This is a genomic window from Streptomyces sp. NPDC048106, from assembly GCF_040706415.1.
GTDB lineage: Bacteria > Actinomycetota > Actinomycetes > Streptomycetales > Streptomycetaceae > Streptomyces.
The window spans coordinates 36306-52466 of sequence record NZ_JBEZND010000004.1 but is presented as its reverse complement, the minus strand read 5'-3'; the positions used below and the strand labels follow the sequence as shown (position 1 = coordinate 52466).

Here is a 16161-nt window from a genome sequence, read left to right as displayed (position 1 = left end):
CAGCCGCTCCTTGGTGTACACGATGGTGGAAACTCGTTCACCACCTTATCGAGCCCCGGACACGGGGAAGGGCCCCGTCCGGGGTGCGGACGGGGCCCTTCTGTGGCGTGGCGACGCGGGGATCAGTGGTGGCCGTGGCCGCTCGTGATCTCCCTGTACTCCTCCGTGGTCGGCTTCGGGATCTGGTTGTCCTCGCCGTAGTAGGCGTTGGACATCTTCGCCCGGAGCTTCTCCGAGGCCTTCACCTTGCGCTCGACACCGTTCTCGTCGACCAGCGGGCCGATCTCGGCGGGCGCGTACTGCGTGTGCGCGGTGAGCGTGTGCAGCTGCTCCTGGCTCAGCGGCTCGTGCACCTCGATGAACTCACCGTGCGGCAGCCGCTTGATGATGCCGGTCTCGCGACCGTGCAGCACCTTGTCGCGGTCGCGGCGCTGGAGGCCGAGGCAGATCCGCTTGGTGACGAGGAACATGATGACCGGGCCGACGAAGAAGAAGATCCGGACGAACCAGGTCACGGCGTTGATCGACAGGTGGAAGTGGGTGGCCCACAGGTCGTTGCCACCGCCGACCAGCAGCGTCAGGTACACCGTCATCCAGGCGACACCGAGCGCGGTACGCGTCGGGGCGTTGCGCGGGCGGTCCAGGATGTGGTGCTCGCGCTTGTCGCCGGTGACCCACGCCTCGATGAAGGGGTAGACCGCGATGGCCGCGAGGACCAGCGGGAAGATCACCAGCGGGATGAACACGCCCAGGACGAGCGTGTGGCCCGCGGCGTTGATCTCCCAGCCCGGCATGAAGCGGATCAGGCCCTCGGAGAAGCCCATGTACCAGTCGGGCTGGGCGCCGGTGGACACCTGGTCCGGACGGTAGGGGCCCATGGCCCAGATCGGGTTGATCTGCGCGACCGCGGCGATGGCCGCGATGACACCGAAGACCAGGAAGAAGAAGCCTCCGGCCTTGGCCATGTAGACCGGCAGCAGCGGCATGCCGACGACGTTGTTGTTGGTCTTGCCCGGACCCGCGAACTGCGTGTGCTTGTGGTAGAAGACCAGGATCAGGTGGCCCACCATCAGGCCGAGCATGATGCCCGGCAGCAGCAGGATGTGGATCGAGTAGAACCGGGCGACGAAGTCGTGGCCGGGGAACTGACCGCCGAAGAGGAAGTACGACAGGTACGTGCCGACGATCGGCACGGACAGGATCGCGCCCTCCATGAAGCGGACACCGGTGCCGGAGAGCAGGTCGTCCGGGAGCGAGTAACCGGTGAAGCCGGTGAACATGCCGAGGACGAACAGCAGGAAGCCGAACAGCCAGTTGATCTCACGCGGCTTGCGGAACGCGCCGGTGAAGAAGACGCGCATCATGTGCACGAACATGCCCGCGAGGAAGATCAGGGCGGCCCAGTGGTGGATCTGCCGCATGAGCAGACCACCGCGCACGTCGAAGGAGATGTGCAGGGTCGAGCTGAACGCCTCCGACATCATCTGCCCCTGGAGCGGGACATAGCTGCCGTGGTACTGCACCTCGTTCATCGACGGGTGGAAGAACAGTGTCAGATAGACACCCGTCAGGATGATGATGATGAAGCTGTACATGCACACTTCGCCCAACATGAACGACCAGTGGTCGGGGAAGATCTTGCGCATGTTGGACTTGGCCAGGGAGTAGATCCCGAGCCGTCCGTCGGCCCAGTCGGCGATGCGCTCGCCGGCCGGTGCCTTCCCGCGCGCGCGGGTGTTCTCGTTCGCTGCAGTACTCATCCGCGCTCCCAGAATGCAGGACCGACGGGCTCCTCGAAGTCGCCGAGCGCCTGGAGGTAACCCTCACTGTCCACACCGATGCGCAGCTGCGGCAGGGCGTGGCCGGCGGGGCCGAAGATCACTCGGGCACCGTCGGAGAGGTCGAAGGTGGACTGGTGGCACGGGCACAGCACGTGGTGCGTCTGCTGCTCGTACAGCGAGATCGGGCAGCCGACGTGGGTGCAGATCTTGGAGAACGCGACGACGCCCTCGTGGGACCAGTCGAGCTCGCGCTTGTCCTTGATGTTGTCGGGCTGGAGCCGGACGATCATCAGCGCGGCCTTGGCCAGCTCCGTCTGGAACTCCTCGTCCGTCTCCTCCAGGCCGTCCGGCTTGGCGAAGGTGAGGGAGCCGACGGCGACGTCCTCGGGACGCAGCGGCAGGTTGGTGTTCATGTTGACCAGGCGCTTGCCCTTGGCCCACAGGGTGTGCCGCAGGGAGTTGCCGGGCAGCGGACCGAGGTCGCGCAGCAGCATGACGCCGGACAGCGGCACCAGGGCCAGCGCGCCGAACATCGTGTTGCGGATCAGCTTGCGGCGGCCGAGCACCGACTCCTTGGCGCCCTGGCGGAAGTCCGCGTGGACCTTGGCCCGGACCTCGGGGGAGGCCTCGATCGGGTGACGCTCGTCGGCGACCTCGACGTCGGACATCAGGGTGCGGGCCCAGTGGACCGCGCCCGCGCCGATGCAGAACAGCGCCACGCCCAGGGTCAGGCCGAGCGCGAAGTTCAGGGCGCTGACGTGCCCGATCGGGAACACGAAGATGTTCCGGTCGTGCGGGATCGTCACGTACGAGACGATGAAGCCGACGGTGGCCAGCATCGACACCGTGAACAGCAGGGCGACCATCCGCTCGGACCGCTTGGCGGCCCGCTCGTCGATGTCCTGGATCCGGTGCTCGTGGGGCGGCAGCCCCGGGTCGGCGAACGGGTTCTCCTCGTCCGCGATCCCTACCGCGCCGTGCGCGTGGTCCTGCTCAGCGGGCAGGTTCTCTTCTGGCATGTCTTGGCTACTCATGACTTCTTGGCCTTTGCGGTCCGAGCGGCGACCCAGACGGCGACGGCGATCAGCGCGCCGAGACCGAAGATCCAGGCGAACAGGCCCTCACTGACCGGCCCGAGGCCGCCCAGCTCCAGACCGCCCGGGTTCGTCGTCTCGCTGCTGTCGACCGCGTGCAGGTACGCGATGATGTCCTTCTTGTTCTGGGACGGCATCGTGGTGTCCGGGAAGGACGGCATGTTCTGCGGGCCGGTCTGCATGGCCTCGTAGATGTGCTTCGGGTCGACGCCCTCCAGCGTGGGGGCGAACTTGCCCTTGGTGAGGGCACCACCCTTGCCGGTGAAGTTGTGGCACTGCGCGCAGTTGGTGCGGAACAGCTCGCCACCCTTGGCGATGTCCCCGCCTGCCGGACCGTACTGCTGCTTGGTCGGCACGACCGGACCGGCGCCCAGCGACGCGATGTACGCGGCGAGCTGGTCGATCTGGGCCTGCGTGTACACGACCTTCTTGCGCGGGACCTGGGCGCCCTGCGAGGTCGCGGCCGGCATACGGCCGGTGCCGACCTGGAAGTCGACGGCCGCGGCGCCCACGCCGACCAGGCTCGGCCCGTCGGAGGATCCCTGTCCACCGGTGCCGTGGCAGCTTGCGCAGCCGACCTCGAAGAGCTTCCTACCCTCCTTGATGGTCAGGGACTGGGAGCTTGCATCGGCCTGCGCCTTGCCCGCGGGCGCGAACGCGGCGTACAGCCCCCCAGTGGCCGCCAGCGCGAGGAGTAGGACGACGACCGCCGCCAGCGGATGGCGTCGTCGTGCGGAGAGCTTTTTCACGGATTACCCCGGTGTCAGGATCTTCTGCGTCGGTGCTTCTGGACTTAGCGGGAGCGGTCCCGGCTACTTGATCAAATAGATCGTGGCGAAGAGGCCGATCCAGACGACATCGACGAAGTGCCAGTAGTAGGACACGACGATGGCGGCCGTCGCCTGCTCGTGGGTGAACCTCTTGGCCATATAGGTGCGGCCGAGGACCAGCAGGAAGGCGATGAGACCGCCCGTCACATGCAGGCCGTGGAAGCCGGTGGTCAGGTAGAACACCGAGCCGTACGGGTCGGAGGAGAGCGAGAGGCCGTCCTCCTTCACCAGGCTCGTGTACTCGTAGATCTGACCGCCGATGAAGATCGCACCCATGATGAAGGTGAGGATGAACCAGCCACGGAGCTTCTTCACGTCGCCGCGCTCGGCCGCGAACACGCCGAGCTGACAGGTGAGGGACGAGAGCACCAGGATCGTGGTGTTCGTCGCGGAGAAAGGCACATTGAGGCTCGAGGCCATGTGCTTCCAGTGAGCCGGTCCGGTCACCGACCGGAGGGTGAAGTACATCGCGAAGAGGGCCGCGAAGAACATCAGCTCGGAACTCAGCCAGATGATGGTTCCGACGCTGGTGAGGTTCGGCCGGTTGACCGACGGGTGCGCGTGCCCGGTTTCTACTGTCGTTGCTGTCGCCACGACCGACATTATGTCGGTCGCTTATCTCGCCCTCACTCCGGGGGGTGCCGTTCGGAGTGTTGCTCCCCTCCGAAGCGGTGCTGACGTGGTGTTCATGGGAGTAACATCCGCCCGAACGGCCCTGTCCGTCCTGTCCGTACGACGTCGACGTCGACCCGGAGGAACAATGCAGCCGACCGCCACCGTGCTGGTCTACAGCGACGACTCCAACACCCGCGAGCAAGTACGGCTGGCCACCGGGCGGCGTCCCGCACCGGACGTGCCCCAGGTGGAGTTCGTGGAATGCGCCACCCCCGCGGCGGTACTGCGCGAGCTGGACCGTGGGGGCATCGATGTGTGTGTGCTCGACGGCGAGGCCGTGCCCATGGGGGGCATGGGGATGTGCCGGCAGATCAAGGACGAGGTGTTCCGGTGCCCGCCCGTGCTGCTGCTCATCGGCCGGCCGCAGGACGCCTGGCTGGCCACGTGGAGCCGTGCGGACGCCGCGGTGACGTCGCCGGTGGACCCGGTGGAGTTCGCCGCCTCCCTGGCCTCCCTGCTGCGTCAGAAGCGGCTCGTGAGCGCCTAGGGGGTGTCCGGCGGATCTTGGCGCAGACGCGGGGTCCGGCACGCCGATCTGCGGCGTTGTCGTCGGTCGCCGACTCCCCCACGCTCGGCTTCGCTCGCGCGGGGGCACCCCCATGCGTCGACTCCCTCCTCCGCCTCGCATCTCGACGCACCAGACCCCGCTCACCTGGGTCAAAACCGTGCCGTGACTTCCCTCCACCAAGACCCGCCGGACACCCCCTAGCAGGCCGGGGCGCGGGGCGCGGACCGGCACGGTCCCGCGCCCCCGCCGGGCGCTGTTCACACGGCCGTTGGCTGGAGGCGGACCGCGTCCGAGGCGGACTGGCCGTTGGCCGGGGTGCCCGTCAGGGCGGAGCCCGTGCGCCACTTCTTCCAGCTGAGGTTCCAGTCCCCGAAGCCGTTGCCGAAGGGTTCCATCTGCTGGCCGTTGGAGTGGACGACCCGGACGATGTCACCCTCGTGGACGGTGTCGAAGAACCACCGCGCGTTGGACGTGCTCATACCGGTGCAGCCGTGGCTGACGTTGGCGTAGCCCTGTGAGCCGACCGACCAGGGCGCCGCGTGGACGTACTCGCCGGACCACGTGACCCGGGTGGCGTAGTACACCGGCAGGTCGTACGAGTCCCGGCTGCCCTCGGCGATGCCGACGGTGATCCCGCGCATGCGTACGAAGTACTGCTTCTCCAGGACCACCTTGACGCCGTTGCGGGTCTCGTAGCCGGGCTTGCCCGTGGTGACCGGGATGGTGTTGATCACGGCGCCGTCCTTGAACACCGTCAACTCGTGCGCGGCGGCGTCCGTCACGGCCTCGACGCGGTCGCCGGTGGTGAGCTTCACCGGTTTGGCCCTGCCGCCCCACAGCCGGTCGCCGATCTTCACGCCCTCCAGGTTGCTGTGCACCTGGATGGTGGCGTGGGCGGGCCAGTAGTCCTTGGGCCGGTAGTGGAGTTCCTTGTCGCTCACCCAGTACCAGGAGCCGGGCACGGCGGGTACGGAGTCCACGCGCAGGGCGCGCTCCACGACGGCCCGCTGCGTCTTGTCCTTGACGTCCTCGCTGAGTTGGGCGGTGATGATCTGCCCGACGCCGTACTCGCCCGCGTCCGGCCCGAAGGTGACGCCCAGCTGCTTCTTGGCGGCCGGCTGGGTGGTGTCGAAGCTGAGGACCTTGCGGCCGGGCGCCCCGTCGTCGTCCTCGGTGCTCACCGTGACCGTGTAGTGGGCGCTCGCGGCCAGTGGGGTGGTGCTGTGCCAGCGACTGCCGTCGGCGGAGAGTTCGCCCGCCACATGGCGTCCTGTGGAGTCCTGGGCGGTCACGTCGGTGATGCGCCCCTCGTCCTTGACGGTGACCTCCAGGGGCTTGTCCGGATCGGCCCGCTTCCCCACCCCGGTGGGGCCGCTGAAGGAGATCAGGCCCGCTGCGTCATACGGCGTAGCGGACAGGAGGTCGCCGTCCGGACCGCAGGCGGTGGTGCCCGCGCCCAGGGCGGTCACCAGCAGCACACAGCTGACGACGGTACGGGTCCGCGGAGTGTGATTCATACGATCACGCTATGAGATGGAGACCCTACTAGCGCGGTGCGTAACCCATACGAGGGAACGGCGTTACGGCATCCGAAGGACGCCCGTACGGCCGCGGAAAAGCCGGGAGCCCGGACTCTCCTGACGGAGGGTCCGGGCTCCCGGTGCGGTGCTCGGTGTCTTACTGGGTGCGGTTCTCACCGTGGTAGTACTCGAACACCCAGCCGAACAGGCCGATCACGATGAACGGCGCGGAGAAGTAGATCAGCCACCAGCCGACCGCGATGCTGAGGAAGGCGATCGCACCGCCGAAGCCCAGCATGAGCGGCTGCCAGCTGTGCGGGCTGAAGAAGCCCAGCTCGCCCGCGTCGTCCGCGACGTCCGCTTCCTTGTCGTCCTGCGCACCGGCGTCCACCCGGCGGGCGGTGAAGCCCAGGTAGAAGCCGATCATGATCGACAGGCCGAAGGCCAGGAAGAGCGCCGTGGTGCCGGCCGGCTCCTTCGACCACACGCCGTACACGACGGCCATGATCAGGATGAAGAAGCTCAGCCAGATGAACATCCGGCCCTGGATCTTCACTTGCCGGCCTCCTTGCTGCCCGCGACGGCGGGCGCGTGACCGGCGTGCTCAAGCTGCTCGAGCGCGGCGATCTCGGGGTGGTGCAGGTCGAACGCCGGGGATTCGCTGCGGATCCGCGGCAGGGTGGTGAAGTTGTGCCGCGGCGGCGGGCAGGAGGTCGCCCACTCCAGCGAGCGGCCGTAGCCCCACGGGTCGTCCACGTCGACCGGCTTGCCGTACTTGGCCGTCTTCCAGATGTTGTACAGGAAGGGCAGCATCGAGGCGCCGAGCAGGAACGAACCGATGGTGGACACCGTGTTCAGCGCGGTGAAGCCCTCGTTGGCCAGGTAGTCGGCGTAGCGACGCGGCATGCCCTCGGCGCCCAGCCAGTGCTGGACGAGGAAGGTGGTGTGGAAGCCGATGAACAGCGTCCAGAAGGTGATCTTGCCGAGGCGCTCGTCCAGCATCTTGCCGGTGAACTTCGGCCACCAGAAGTGGAAGCCGGCGAACATGGCGAACACGACCGTACCGAAGACCACGTAGTGGAAGTGGGCCACCACGAAGTACGAGTCGGAGACGTGGAAGTCCATCGGCGGCGCGGCCAGGATGACACCGGTCAGACCACCGAACGTGAAGGTGATCAGGAAGCCGGTCGCCCAGAGCATCGGCGTCTCGAAGGACAGTGAGCCCTTCCACATGGTGCCGATCCAGTTGAAGAACTTCACACCGGTCGGTACCGCGATCAGGAAGGTCATGAAGGAGAAGAACGGCAGCAGCACACCGCCGGTGACGTACATGTGGTGCGCCCACACCGTCACGGACAGGCCGGCGATCGAGATCGTCGCGGCGATCAGGCCCATGTAGCCGAACATCGGCTTACGGGAGAAGACCGGAATGATCTCGGAGATGATGCCGAAGAACGGCAGGGCGATGATGTACACCTCTGGATGGCCGAAGAACCAGAAGAGGTGTTGCCACAGCAACGCGCCACCGTTTGCCGCGTCGAACACATGCGCACCGAATTTGCGGTCCACCTCCAGGGCGAACAGCGCGGCGGCCAGCACCGGGAAGGCGAGCAGGACCAGCACACCGGTCAGCAGCACGTTCCACACGAAGATCGGCATGCGGAACATGGTCATGCCCGGAGCACGCATGCAGATGATCGTGGTGATGAAGTTGACCGAGCCGAGGATCGTGCCGAAGCCGGACATGCACAGACCCATGATCCACATGTCGGCACCGGCGCCCGGCGAGCGGACCGCGTCCGACAGCGGGGAGTAGGCGAACCAGCCGAAGTCGGCCGCGCCCTCGGGGGTGAGGAAGCCACCCACCGCGATCATCGAGCCGAACAGGTACAGCCAGTAGGCGAACATGTTCAGCCGGGGGAACGCCACGTCGGGCGCGCCGATCTGCAGCGGCATGATCCAGTTCGCGAAGCCCGCGAACAGCGGCGTCGCGAACATCAGCAGCATGATCGTGCCGTGCATCGTGAACGCCTGGTTGAACTGCTCGTTCGTCATGATCTGCAGGCCCGGACGGGCCAGCTCGGCGCGCATGAGCAGCGCCATGACGCCGCCGATCAGGAAGAACGCGAACGACGTGACGAGGTACATCGTCCCGATCGTCTTGTGGTCGGTGGTCGTCAGCCACTTCACCACGGCATTGCCGGGCTGCTTGCGCCGAACCGGCAGCTCGTCCACGTACGAGCCTTCAGCGGCCGCGGCACCCTGGGGTTCGTTGAGGATGCTCACAGGTTGTTCGTCTCCCGGTTCTTCTCGTGGCTCGTCTGCGCGATGCCGGCGGGAATGTAACCGGTCTGCCCCTTCTTGGCGAGGTCCTTGAGGTGCTGCTCGTACGCCGCCGGGGAGACGACCTTCACGTTGAACAGCATCCGCGAGTGGTCGACGCCGCAGAGCTCGGCGCACTTGCCGAGGAAGGTGCCCTCCTTGTTGGGGGTCACCTGGAAGGCATTGGTGTGGCCCGGGATGACGTCCTGCTTCATGAGGAACGGCACCACCCAGAAGGAGTGGATGACGTCACGCGAGGTCAGGACGAAACGGACCGTCTTGCCCTTGGGGAGCCAGAGCGTCGGACCAGGGTTGCCGGTCTGCGGGTTGCGCGTGCCCGGGGTGCCGACGTCGTAGACGCCGCCGGCGTTCGCCGGGAAGGCGGCCTTGAACCGGTCGGGAATCGCGGACAGGTTGGTGTCCGTCTTGGCGTCGCCCGAGACACCGGGGACGCTCTCGATGTAGTTGAAGCCCCAGCTCCACTGGAAGCCGACCACGTTGACCGTGACGTCGGGCTTCTTGTCGAGGCTCATGAGCTTCGTCTCGTCCCGGGCCGTGAAGTAGAACAGCACCGAGATGATGATGATCGGGACCACCGTGTACAGGGCCTCGATCGGCATGTTGTACCGGGTCTGCGGAGGTACCTCGACCTTGGTGCGGCTGCGCCGGTGGAACATGGCGCTCCACAGGATCAGGCCCCACACCAGCACGCCGACGGCGAGCGCGGCAGCCCAGGAACCCTGCCACAGGGAGAGGATCCGCGGAGCCTCTTCCGTGGTCGGGGTGGGCATGCCAAGGCGGGGGAAGTCCTTGTATGTGCAACCGGTAGCGGTCGCCAGGACCAGGCCCGCGGTCAGTGCCTGCAGCAGCTTCCGCCGCATCGGGCGCCGCGGCGAGCGGTCGGAGCCGTTGGGACTCACGTAGCGCCTTCCCGAGAGTCTCGCCCGCGCGGTCGGCTGCGGCCTTCTCGCTGGTCGGTCGCCGCCCTGCGTCGGGCAGGGGTTTGGATGTTTATGCGGACCAAACCCTAGCCGACGCCCTCCGGGGGTTCGCGGGGAGGGGGGCATACGCGTGGCGCCTCACTCAGTTGCACTGTGGACGGGCCCCCAATAGCTCGGGTTGTGGGGATTTGGGGAGCGGGTACGGGTGGTGGGAGGCCCCCGCGCGCTTCCCCGTGCCCCTCTTCTCCCACCTGCGTCTTACCGTTGTTGTGTGGCCTACTTCGACGCTGCTTCCGCCGCTCCCCTCCATCCCGTCGCCCGTCAGGCGCTGTTGGCCGCCCTGGACGACGGCTGGGCCGACCCCGCCCGGCTGTACCGGGAGGGGCGCAAGGCGCGGATGCTGCTGGACGCGGCGCGGGAGGCGGCGGCCGAGGCGGTCGGGTGCCGGGCCGACGAACTGGTCTTCACGCCCTCGGGGACCCGGGCCGTACACGCGGGTGTCGCGGGCGCGTTGGCGGGAAGGCGGCGGACAGGACGCCACCTGATCGTGTCAGCCGTCGAACACTCCTCCGTCCTCCATTCGGCGGAGGTGTTCGAGGCGGAGGGCGGCTCGGTGACCCGGGTGCCGGTGAGCCGGACGGGTGCCGTGGACCCCGACGGCTACGCGTCCGCGCTCCGCCCCGACACCGCGCTGGCCGTGCTCCAGTCGGCCAACCACGAGGTGGGGACCGTACAGCCGGTGGCCGAGGTGGCCGAGGTCTGCGGGGCGGCCGGGGTGCCGCTGCTGGTGGACGCGGCGCAGTCGCTGGGGTGGGGGCCCGTCGGGGGCGGCTGGTCGCTGCTCGCGGCCAGTGCGCACAAGTGGGGCGGCCCGTCGGGGGTCGGGCTGCTCGTCGTGCGCAAGGGCGCCCGGTTCGCCGCCCAAGGCCCGGCGGACGAACGGGAGTCGGGGCGCGCCCCCGGGTTCGAGAACATCCCGGCCGTCGTGGCGGCGGTCGCGTCCCTGCGCGCGGTGCGGGCCGAGGCGGCCCAGGAGTCGGTACGGCTGCGGGAGCTGACGGAGCGGATCCGGGCGCGGGTGCCACGGCTGGTGCCGGACGTGGAGGTGGTGGGCGACCCGGAGCGGCGGCTGCCGGGGACCGTCACCTTCTCGTGTCTCTATGTCGACGGGGAGACCCTGCTGCACGAGCTGGACCGCGAGGGCTTCGCCGTCTCCTCCGGCTCCTCCTGCACCAGCGGGACCCTGACCCCCAGCCACGTCCTGAAGGCCATGGGCGTCCTCAGCGAGGGCAACGTCCGCGTGTCGCTGCCGCCGGGCACGGCGGAGGAGGACGTGGAGCGGTTCCTGGCGGTGCTGCCGGGTGTCGTCCGCGAGGTGCGGGACAAGCTGGGCGCGCCCGCGCCCGTCACGGTGGCCGAGGCGGACGCCCTCGTCGTCGACGCCCTCGGCAAGCGCTGCCCCCTCCCGGTCATCGAACTGGCCAAGGTGTTCCCCGGCGTCCCGGTGGGCGGGACCGTCCGCGTCCTGTCGGACGACGAGGCGGCCCGCCTGGACATCCCCGCGTGGTGCGAGATGCGGGGGCAGGAGTACGCGGGGGAGGAACCGGCGGAGAGGGGAACGGCCTACCTGGTCCGCCGGCTCAGCTGACCGGCGGCCTCAGCGCAGGTGCGCCCGCACTTCCTCGCCCGCCTCGTCGCCGTACGCCTTCACGAACCGCTCCATGAAGTGCGCGCGCCGAAGCTGGTACTCCTGGGTGCCCACGGTCTCGATGACGAGCGTCGCCATCATGCAGCCCACCTGGGCGGCCCGCTCCAGCGAGACGCCCCACGCCAGGCCGGACAGGAAGCCCGCGCGGAAGGCGTCGCCGACACCGGTCGGGTCGGCCTTGCGCTCCTCCTCGGCGCACCCGACCTCGATCGGGTCCGCTCCGGCCCGCTCGATCCGCACGCCGCGCGAGCCGAGGGTGGTCACCCGGTGCCCGACCTTCGCGAGGATCTCCTCGTCGGTGAGCCCGGTCTTGGTCTGGATGAGGCCCTTCTCGTACTCGTTCGAGAAGAGGTACGTCGCGCCCTCCAGCAGGATCCGGATCTCCTCGCCCTCCATCCGGGCGATCTGCTGCGAGAAGTCGGCGGCGAACGGGATCGAACGGGAGCGGCACTCCTCCGTGTGGCGGAGCATCGCCTCGGGGTCGTCGGCGCCGATCAGCACCAGGTCGAGGCCGCCCACGCGGTCGGCGACCGTCTTGAGCTCGATCAGCCGGGCCTCGCTCATCGCGCCGGTGTAGAAGGAGCCGATCTGGTTGTGGTCGGCGTCGGTGGTGCACACGAAGCGCGCGGTGTGCAGGGTGTCGGAGATGCGGACCGACTCGGTGTCGACGCCGTGCCGGTCGAGCCAGGCGCGGTAGTCGTCGAAGTCGAAGCCGGCCGCGCCGGCCAGGATCGGCCGGGTGCCGAGCTGGCCCATGCCGAAGGCGATGTTCGCGGCGACACCGCCGCGGCGCACGTCGAGGTTGTCGACGAGGAAGGAGAGCGAAACCGTGTGCAGCTGGTCCGCGACGAGCTGGTCGGCGAACCGACCGGGGAAGGTCATGAGGTGGTCGGTGGCGATGGAGCCGGTGACTGCGATGCGCACGACGGGGATTCTCCTGCGGGAGGCTGCAATGACAGTTCACGCTACCGGGTCGGAGACCCGCGCTGTAGTTGACGAAACTACCCGATAGTAGATCTTTCTTCGCGGGCTCGACCGTGTCTACGGTTCCGTCATGACGAACCTCAAGGGCTCCTCGTCCGCCGAATCCGGCACTCCGGTCTGCCCCGCCCCCGGCGATCTCGAAGGCGGCCTCGACACCCTGCGCGGCGACTGCGCCCGGATGGCCCAGCGCTGGCCCGCGCCCGAGCACTCCGCCGCCCGCCCGGTGCCGCCGTCCCGCATCCGCAAGGTGTCCGTGTCGCAGCGTTCCGTCCGGCTGCTCGACGGCATGTCCGACTACGGCGACTGATCCCGCTCACCCGGATGGCGTAGGCGCGGGAACCTCCCGCCGCCGCCCCTCGTCCCACCGTCGTCCCCCGGAACGGGACACGCGGGACACGGACCGGCGAGGAGCGATGCGGTGAACACAAAGCGGCCTGAGAACCCAGGGGAAGTCCCCGAGGCGCCGGACGGGCGGGAGGCACCCGCGGTCCGCTCCCGCCGGCGTTCGCGCGCCGCCGTCCTGTGCGTCGCGGCCGCCGTCCTGCTGGTCGGCGGCGGCGGCGCGTACGTAGCGGCGTCCGACGCACAGGGCGGTCACGCGACCCCCGCCGCGTCGGACACCACCCCTCCCCCGCCGCTCGCCCTCGACGACCGGTCGGATCCCTACGGCGCCCACTACGCGGCGCGGGGCGCGCTGCCGGAGGGGCCCGGCTCGGCGCCGGTGTACGGGGGTGCCGAGGTCGGCAGGGACCAGGTGGTCCGGCTGGCGAAGGCGCTCGGGGTGACCGGGACACCGGTGACCGAGGGCCACGGCTGGCGGATCGGCGGCAAGGACGGCTCCGGGCCGACCCTCCAGGTGGACCGGGACGCGCCGGGCGAGTGGACCTTCAGCCGGTACGCGCCGGGTACGGACGACTGCGGCAAGGGTCCCTCGTGCGTGCCCGATCCGGTGGGCCCCACCGGGGCGCCGGTGAGCATGGCGGCGGCCGAGAAGGCGGCGGCGCCCGTGCTGCGGGCGGTGGGCCTGGACGGCGCGAAGACCGATGCCCGCCAGGTCATGGGCCGGCAGCGGGTGGTGACCGCCGACCCGGTGGTGGGCGGGCTGCCCACCACCGGCTGGACGACCGGGCTGACGATCGGCGGCCAGGGCGAGCTGGTCGGCGGCCACGGGTCGCTGTCGACGCCGGTGAAGGGGGCGGCGTACCCCGTCCTGGGCGCGGAGAAGACCCTCGCGCTGATGAACGCGGCGCCGAAGGGCGACCACCGGATGGGGGCCGGGGGCTGCGCGAGTCCGGCGCGGTTCGCGACGCGGCTGGAGCAGCCGTGCGGACCGGCCGCGTCCGGGGCGTCCGGGACGGTCGTGGTGGACAAGGCGGTGTTCGGGCTGGCCGCGCACTCGGTCGGCGGGCGGGCGGCCCTGGTGCCGTCCTGGCTGTTCGAGACGCAGGGGTCGGGGACGGTGTCGTACCCGGCGATCGACCCCCGCTATCTGGCGCCGTCGGCGTCCTCGGCCCCCTCGTCGCCGCCGAGCGCCGGGAACCCGGTCAAGGTCACCGGCTACACGGCCGACGACCGGAACATCACCGTGAGCTTCTACGGCGGCCTGTGCGCCGACTACACGGCGGCGGCACGGGAGACCGCCACCCGGGTGACGGTCACGGTCACCGAGCACCGGCACGAGGGCGAGGTCTGCCCGATGATCGCCAAGGAGTTGGTGCGGACCGTCCGGCTGAAGGCCCCGGTGGACGGCCGGACGGTGGTCGGCGCGGACGGCGCGCGCATCCCGCGGGCGAAGCCGGGGGCACTGCGGCCCGGGGCGTCGGCGCGGTAGCGCGGACACGCCAGAGGCGGCGAGCCCCGTTCGGGGTCGCCGCCTCTGGCTTCGGCGTCTTGGCGACGGCTTAGCTGAAGGAGTCGCCGCAGGCGCAGGAGCCGGTGGCGTTCGGGTTGTCGATCGTGAAGCCCTGCTTCTCGATCGTGTCCACGAAGTCGACGGTGGCGCCGCCCAGGTACGGGGCGCTCATGCGGTCGGTGACGACCTTGACCCCGCCGAAGTCCTTCTCCACGTCGCCGTCGAGCGTGCGCTCGTCGAAGAACAGCTGGTACCGCAGGCCGGAGCAGCCGCCGGGCTGGACGGCGACGCGCAGCGCGAGGTCGTCGCGGCCTTCCTGGTCGAGCAGGGCCTTGACCTTGGCCGCGGCGGCGTCGGTCAGGATGATGCCGTCGCTGACGGTTTTGGTCTCGTCCGATACGGACATCTACATCTCTCCCGGGTTTGTACGGAGACTGCTTGCCGACGAGTGCAACCGGCGCTTCCGCGGATTCATTCCGGGCCGGGCGTCACGCGGTCGCGATTTCGCTTTGTGCCCCTTCATGCTCGCACACGCGCGCGGAGGCGCACAGCGGCCCGCGGAGGGATCCGGGACACCCGCGCGATGCCAGCCACCGGGATTCCCGTCACATAGACGCTATGGCCATCGTCAAACTGACGTGAAGCGTTTATGATAGATAGCGTCAGATAGACGAGAAATAGAAAGGGTGCGTGCCGTGACCACCGCCCAGACCCCGGAGCTCGACGTACAGCCGACTCCGCTCGCCCTGTTGCTGCTCGGCCGCGAGGCCGACCCGAAGAGCGAGCGGGGTGTCGAGTGCCCCGGTGATCTGCCCTCGGCGTCGGACCCCGCCCTGGTGGAGCGCGCCCGCGCCGCCAAGGAGAAGCTCGGCGACAAGGTCTTCGTGCTCGGTCACCACTACCAGCGCGACGAGGTGATCCAGTTCGCCGACGTCACGGGCGACTCCTTCAAGCTGGCCCGGGACGCGGCCGCGCGCCCGGGGGCGGAGTACATCGTCTTCTGCGGTGTGCACTTCATGGCCGAGTCGGCGGACATCCTCACCACCGCCGACCAGAAGGTGGTCCTGCCCGACCTCGCGGCCGGCTGCTCCATGGCCGACATGGCCACGGCGGAGCAGGTCGCGGAGTGCTGGGACGTGCTGACCGAGGCCGGGGTGGCCGACCAGGTCGTCCCCGTCTCCTACATGAACTCCTCGGCCGACATCAAGGCGTTCACCGGCAAGCACGGCGGCACCATCTGCACCTCCTCCAACGCCAAGCGCGCGCTGGACTGGGCGTTCGAACAGGGCGAGAAGGTGCTCTTCCTGCCCGACCAGCACCTGGGCCGCAACACCGCCGTGCGCGACATGGGGATGTCCCTGGACGACTGCGTCGTCTACAACCCGCACAAGCCGAACGGCGGCCTGACGGCGGACGAGCTGCGCGCCGCGAAGATGATCCTGTGGCGCGGCCACTGCTCGGTCCACGGCCGCTTCAGCCTGGAGTCGGTCAACGACGTGCGCGCCCGCATCCCCGGCGTGAACGTCCTGGTCCACCCGGAGTGCAAGCACGAGGTCGTGGCCGCGGCGGACTACGTCGGCTCGACGGAGTACATCATCAAGGCCCTGGAGGCGGCCCCGGCCGGCTCCAAGTGGGCCATCGGCACGGAGCTGAACCTGGTCCGCCGCCTGGCGAACCGTTTCGCGCCCGAGGGCAAGGAGATCGTCTTCCTCGACCGCACGGTCTGCTTCTGCTCCACCATGAACCGCATCGACCTGCCCCACCTGGTCTGGACCCTGGAATCCCTCGCCGAGGGCAACCTGGTCAACCGCATCCAGGTCGACGAGGAGACCGAGGCGTTCGCGAAGCTGGCGCTGGAGCGGATGCTGGCGCTGCCGTAACCGCCGGCGGTCCGCGCACGACGACGCCCCGCACCCGGTACGAACCGGATGCGGGGCGTCGTCGTG

At 69.2% G+C, this 16161-nt stretch carries 15 protein-coding genes; 5 read left to right on the top strand and 10 right to left on the bottom strand.

The window, feature by feature from the left end; genetic code table 11:
* Positions 1-122: 122 nt before the first annotated feature.
* The 4 genes from AB0927_RS04925 to AB0927_RS04910 form a co-directional block, all read right to left on the bottom strand.
* Positions 123-1760: a cytochrome bc complex cytochrome b subunit gene (locus tag AB0927_RS04925; protein WP_366666108.1), complete on the bottom strand. Its 1638-nt coding sequence runs from the start codon at positions 1758-1760 to the stop codon at positions 123-125.
* On the bottom strand, positions 1757-2815 hold the full coding sequence (locus tag AB0927_RS04920) for a Rieske 2Fe-2S domain-containing protein (RefSeq protein WP_366666107.1): 1059 nt from the start codon (positions 2813-2815) through the stop codon (positions 1757-1759). The genes AB0927_RS04925 and AB0927_RS04920 overlap by 4 nt, the downstream gene beginning before the upstream one ends.
* Entirely contained in the window at positions 2812-3624 is an 813-nt protein-coding gene (locus tag AB0927_RS04915; protein ID WP_366666106.1) for a c-type cytochrome, read from the bottom strand. The genes AB0927_RS04920 and AB0927_RS04915 overlap by 4 nt, the downstream gene beginning before the upstream one ends.
* A gap of 63 nt (positions 3625-3687) precedes the next feature.
* Entirely contained in the window at positions 3688-4308 is a 621-nt protein-coding gene (locus AB0927_RS04910; RefSeq protein WP_111582346.1) for a heme-copper oxidase subunit III, read from the bottom strand.
* Positions 4309-4465: 157 nt separating this feature from the next.
* Between AB0927_RS04910 and AB0927_RS04905 the strand changes: the two genes are divergently transcribed.
* Positions 4466-4867: a hypothetical protein gene (locus AB0927_RS04905; RefSeq protein WP_366666105.1), complete on the top strand. Its 402-nt coding sequence runs from the start codon at positions 4466-4468 to the stop codon at positions 4865-4867.
* Positions 4868-5145: 278 nt separating this feature from the next.
* Here the strand turns inward: AB0927_RS04905 and AB0927_RS04900 are convergent, their stop codons facing one another.
* The 4 genes from AB0927_RS04900 to coxB form a co-directional block, all read right to left on the bottom strand.
* Positions 5146-6405: an Ig-like domain-containing protein gene (locus tag AB0927_RS04900; RefSeq protein ID WP_366666104.1), complete on the bottom strand. Its 1260-nt coding sequence runs from the start codon at positions 6403-6405 to the stop codon at positions 5146-5148.
* A 160-nt stretch (positions 6406-6565) separates the two neighbouring features.
* Positions 6566-6964, bottom strand: coding sequence for a cytochrome c oxidase subunit 4 (locus tag AB0927_RS04895; RefSeq protein ID WP_046421283.1), 399 nt, complete (start codon positions 6962-6964; stop codon positions 6566-6568).
* Entirely contained in the window at positions 6961-8694 is a 1734-nt protein-coding gene (gene ctaD, locus AB0927_RS04890) for a cytochrome c oxidase subunit I (protein ID WP_366666103.1), read from the bottom strand. The genes AB0927_RS04895 and ctaD overlap by 4 nt, the downstream gene beginning before the upstream one ends.
* The gene (coxB, locus tag AB0927_RS04885) at positions 8691-9650 is read right to left on the bottom strand and encodes a cytochrome c oxidase subunit II (RefSeq protein WP_366666102.1); all 960 of its coding nucleotides are present in this window, start codon (positions 9648-9650) and stop codon (positions 8691-8693) included. The genes ctaD and coxB overlap by 4 nt, the downstream gene beginning before the upstream one ends.
* A gap of 292 nt (positions 9651-9942) precedes the next feature.
* Here coxB and AB0927_RS04880 point away from each other — a divergent pair, with 292 nt between their 5' ends.
* Positions 9943-11319, top strand: coding sequence for an aminotransferase class V-fold PLP-dependent enzyme (locus AB0927_RS04880; RefSeq protein ID WP_366666101.1), 1377 nt, complete (start codon positions 9943-9945; stop codon positions 11317-11319).
* Between the two features lie 9 nt (positions 11320-11328).
* Here the strand turns inward: AB0927_RS04880 and AB0927_RS04875 are convergent, their stop codons facing one another.
* Positions 11329-12303 carry a carbohydrate kinase family protein gene (locus tag AB0927_RS04875; protein ID WP_366666100.1) on the bottom strand — a complete coding sequence of 325 codons (975 nt, stop codon included), beginning with the start codon at positions 12301-12303 and terminating at the stop codon, positions 11329-11331.
* A gap of 130 nt (positions 12304-12433) precedes the next feature.
* On the opposite strand from AB0927_RS04875, the gene AB0927_RS04870 reads away from it, so the two are divergent.
* The gene (locus tag AB0927_RS04870) at positions 12434-12670 is read left to right on the top strand and encodes a hypothetical protein (RefSeq protein ID WP_366666099.1); all 237 of its coding nucleotides are present in this window, start codon (positions 12434-12436) and stop codon (positions 12668-12670) included.
* Between the two features lie 111 nt (positions 12671-12781).
* A complete protein-coding gene (locus tag AB0927_RS04865) occupies positions 12782-14194 on the top strand; it encodes a hypothetical protein (RefSeq protein WP_366666098.1) in 1413 nt (470 codons plus the stop codon).
* Between the two features lie 70 nt (positions 14195-14264).
* Here AB0927_RS04865 and AB0927_RS04860 read toward each other — a convergent pair whose 3' ends face one another.
* Positions 14265-14621 carry an iron-sulfur cluster assembly accessory protein gene (locus AB0927_RS04860; RefSeq protein WP_366666097.1) on the bottom strand — a complete coding sequence of 119 codons (357 nt, stop codon included), beginning with the start codon at positions 14619-14621 and terminating at the stop codon, positions 14265-14267.
* Between the two features lie 289 nt (positions 14622-14910).
* On the opposite strand from AB0927_RS04860, the gene nadA reads away from it, so the two are divergent.
* Positions 14911-16095 carry a quinolinate synthase NadA gene (nadA, locus tag AB0927_RS04855; protein ID WP_366666095.1) on the top strand — a complete coding sequence of 395 codons (1185 nt, stop codon included), beginning with the start codon at positions 14911-14913 and terminating at the stop codon, positions 16093-16095.
* Positions 16096-16161 lie beyond the last annotated feature (66 nt).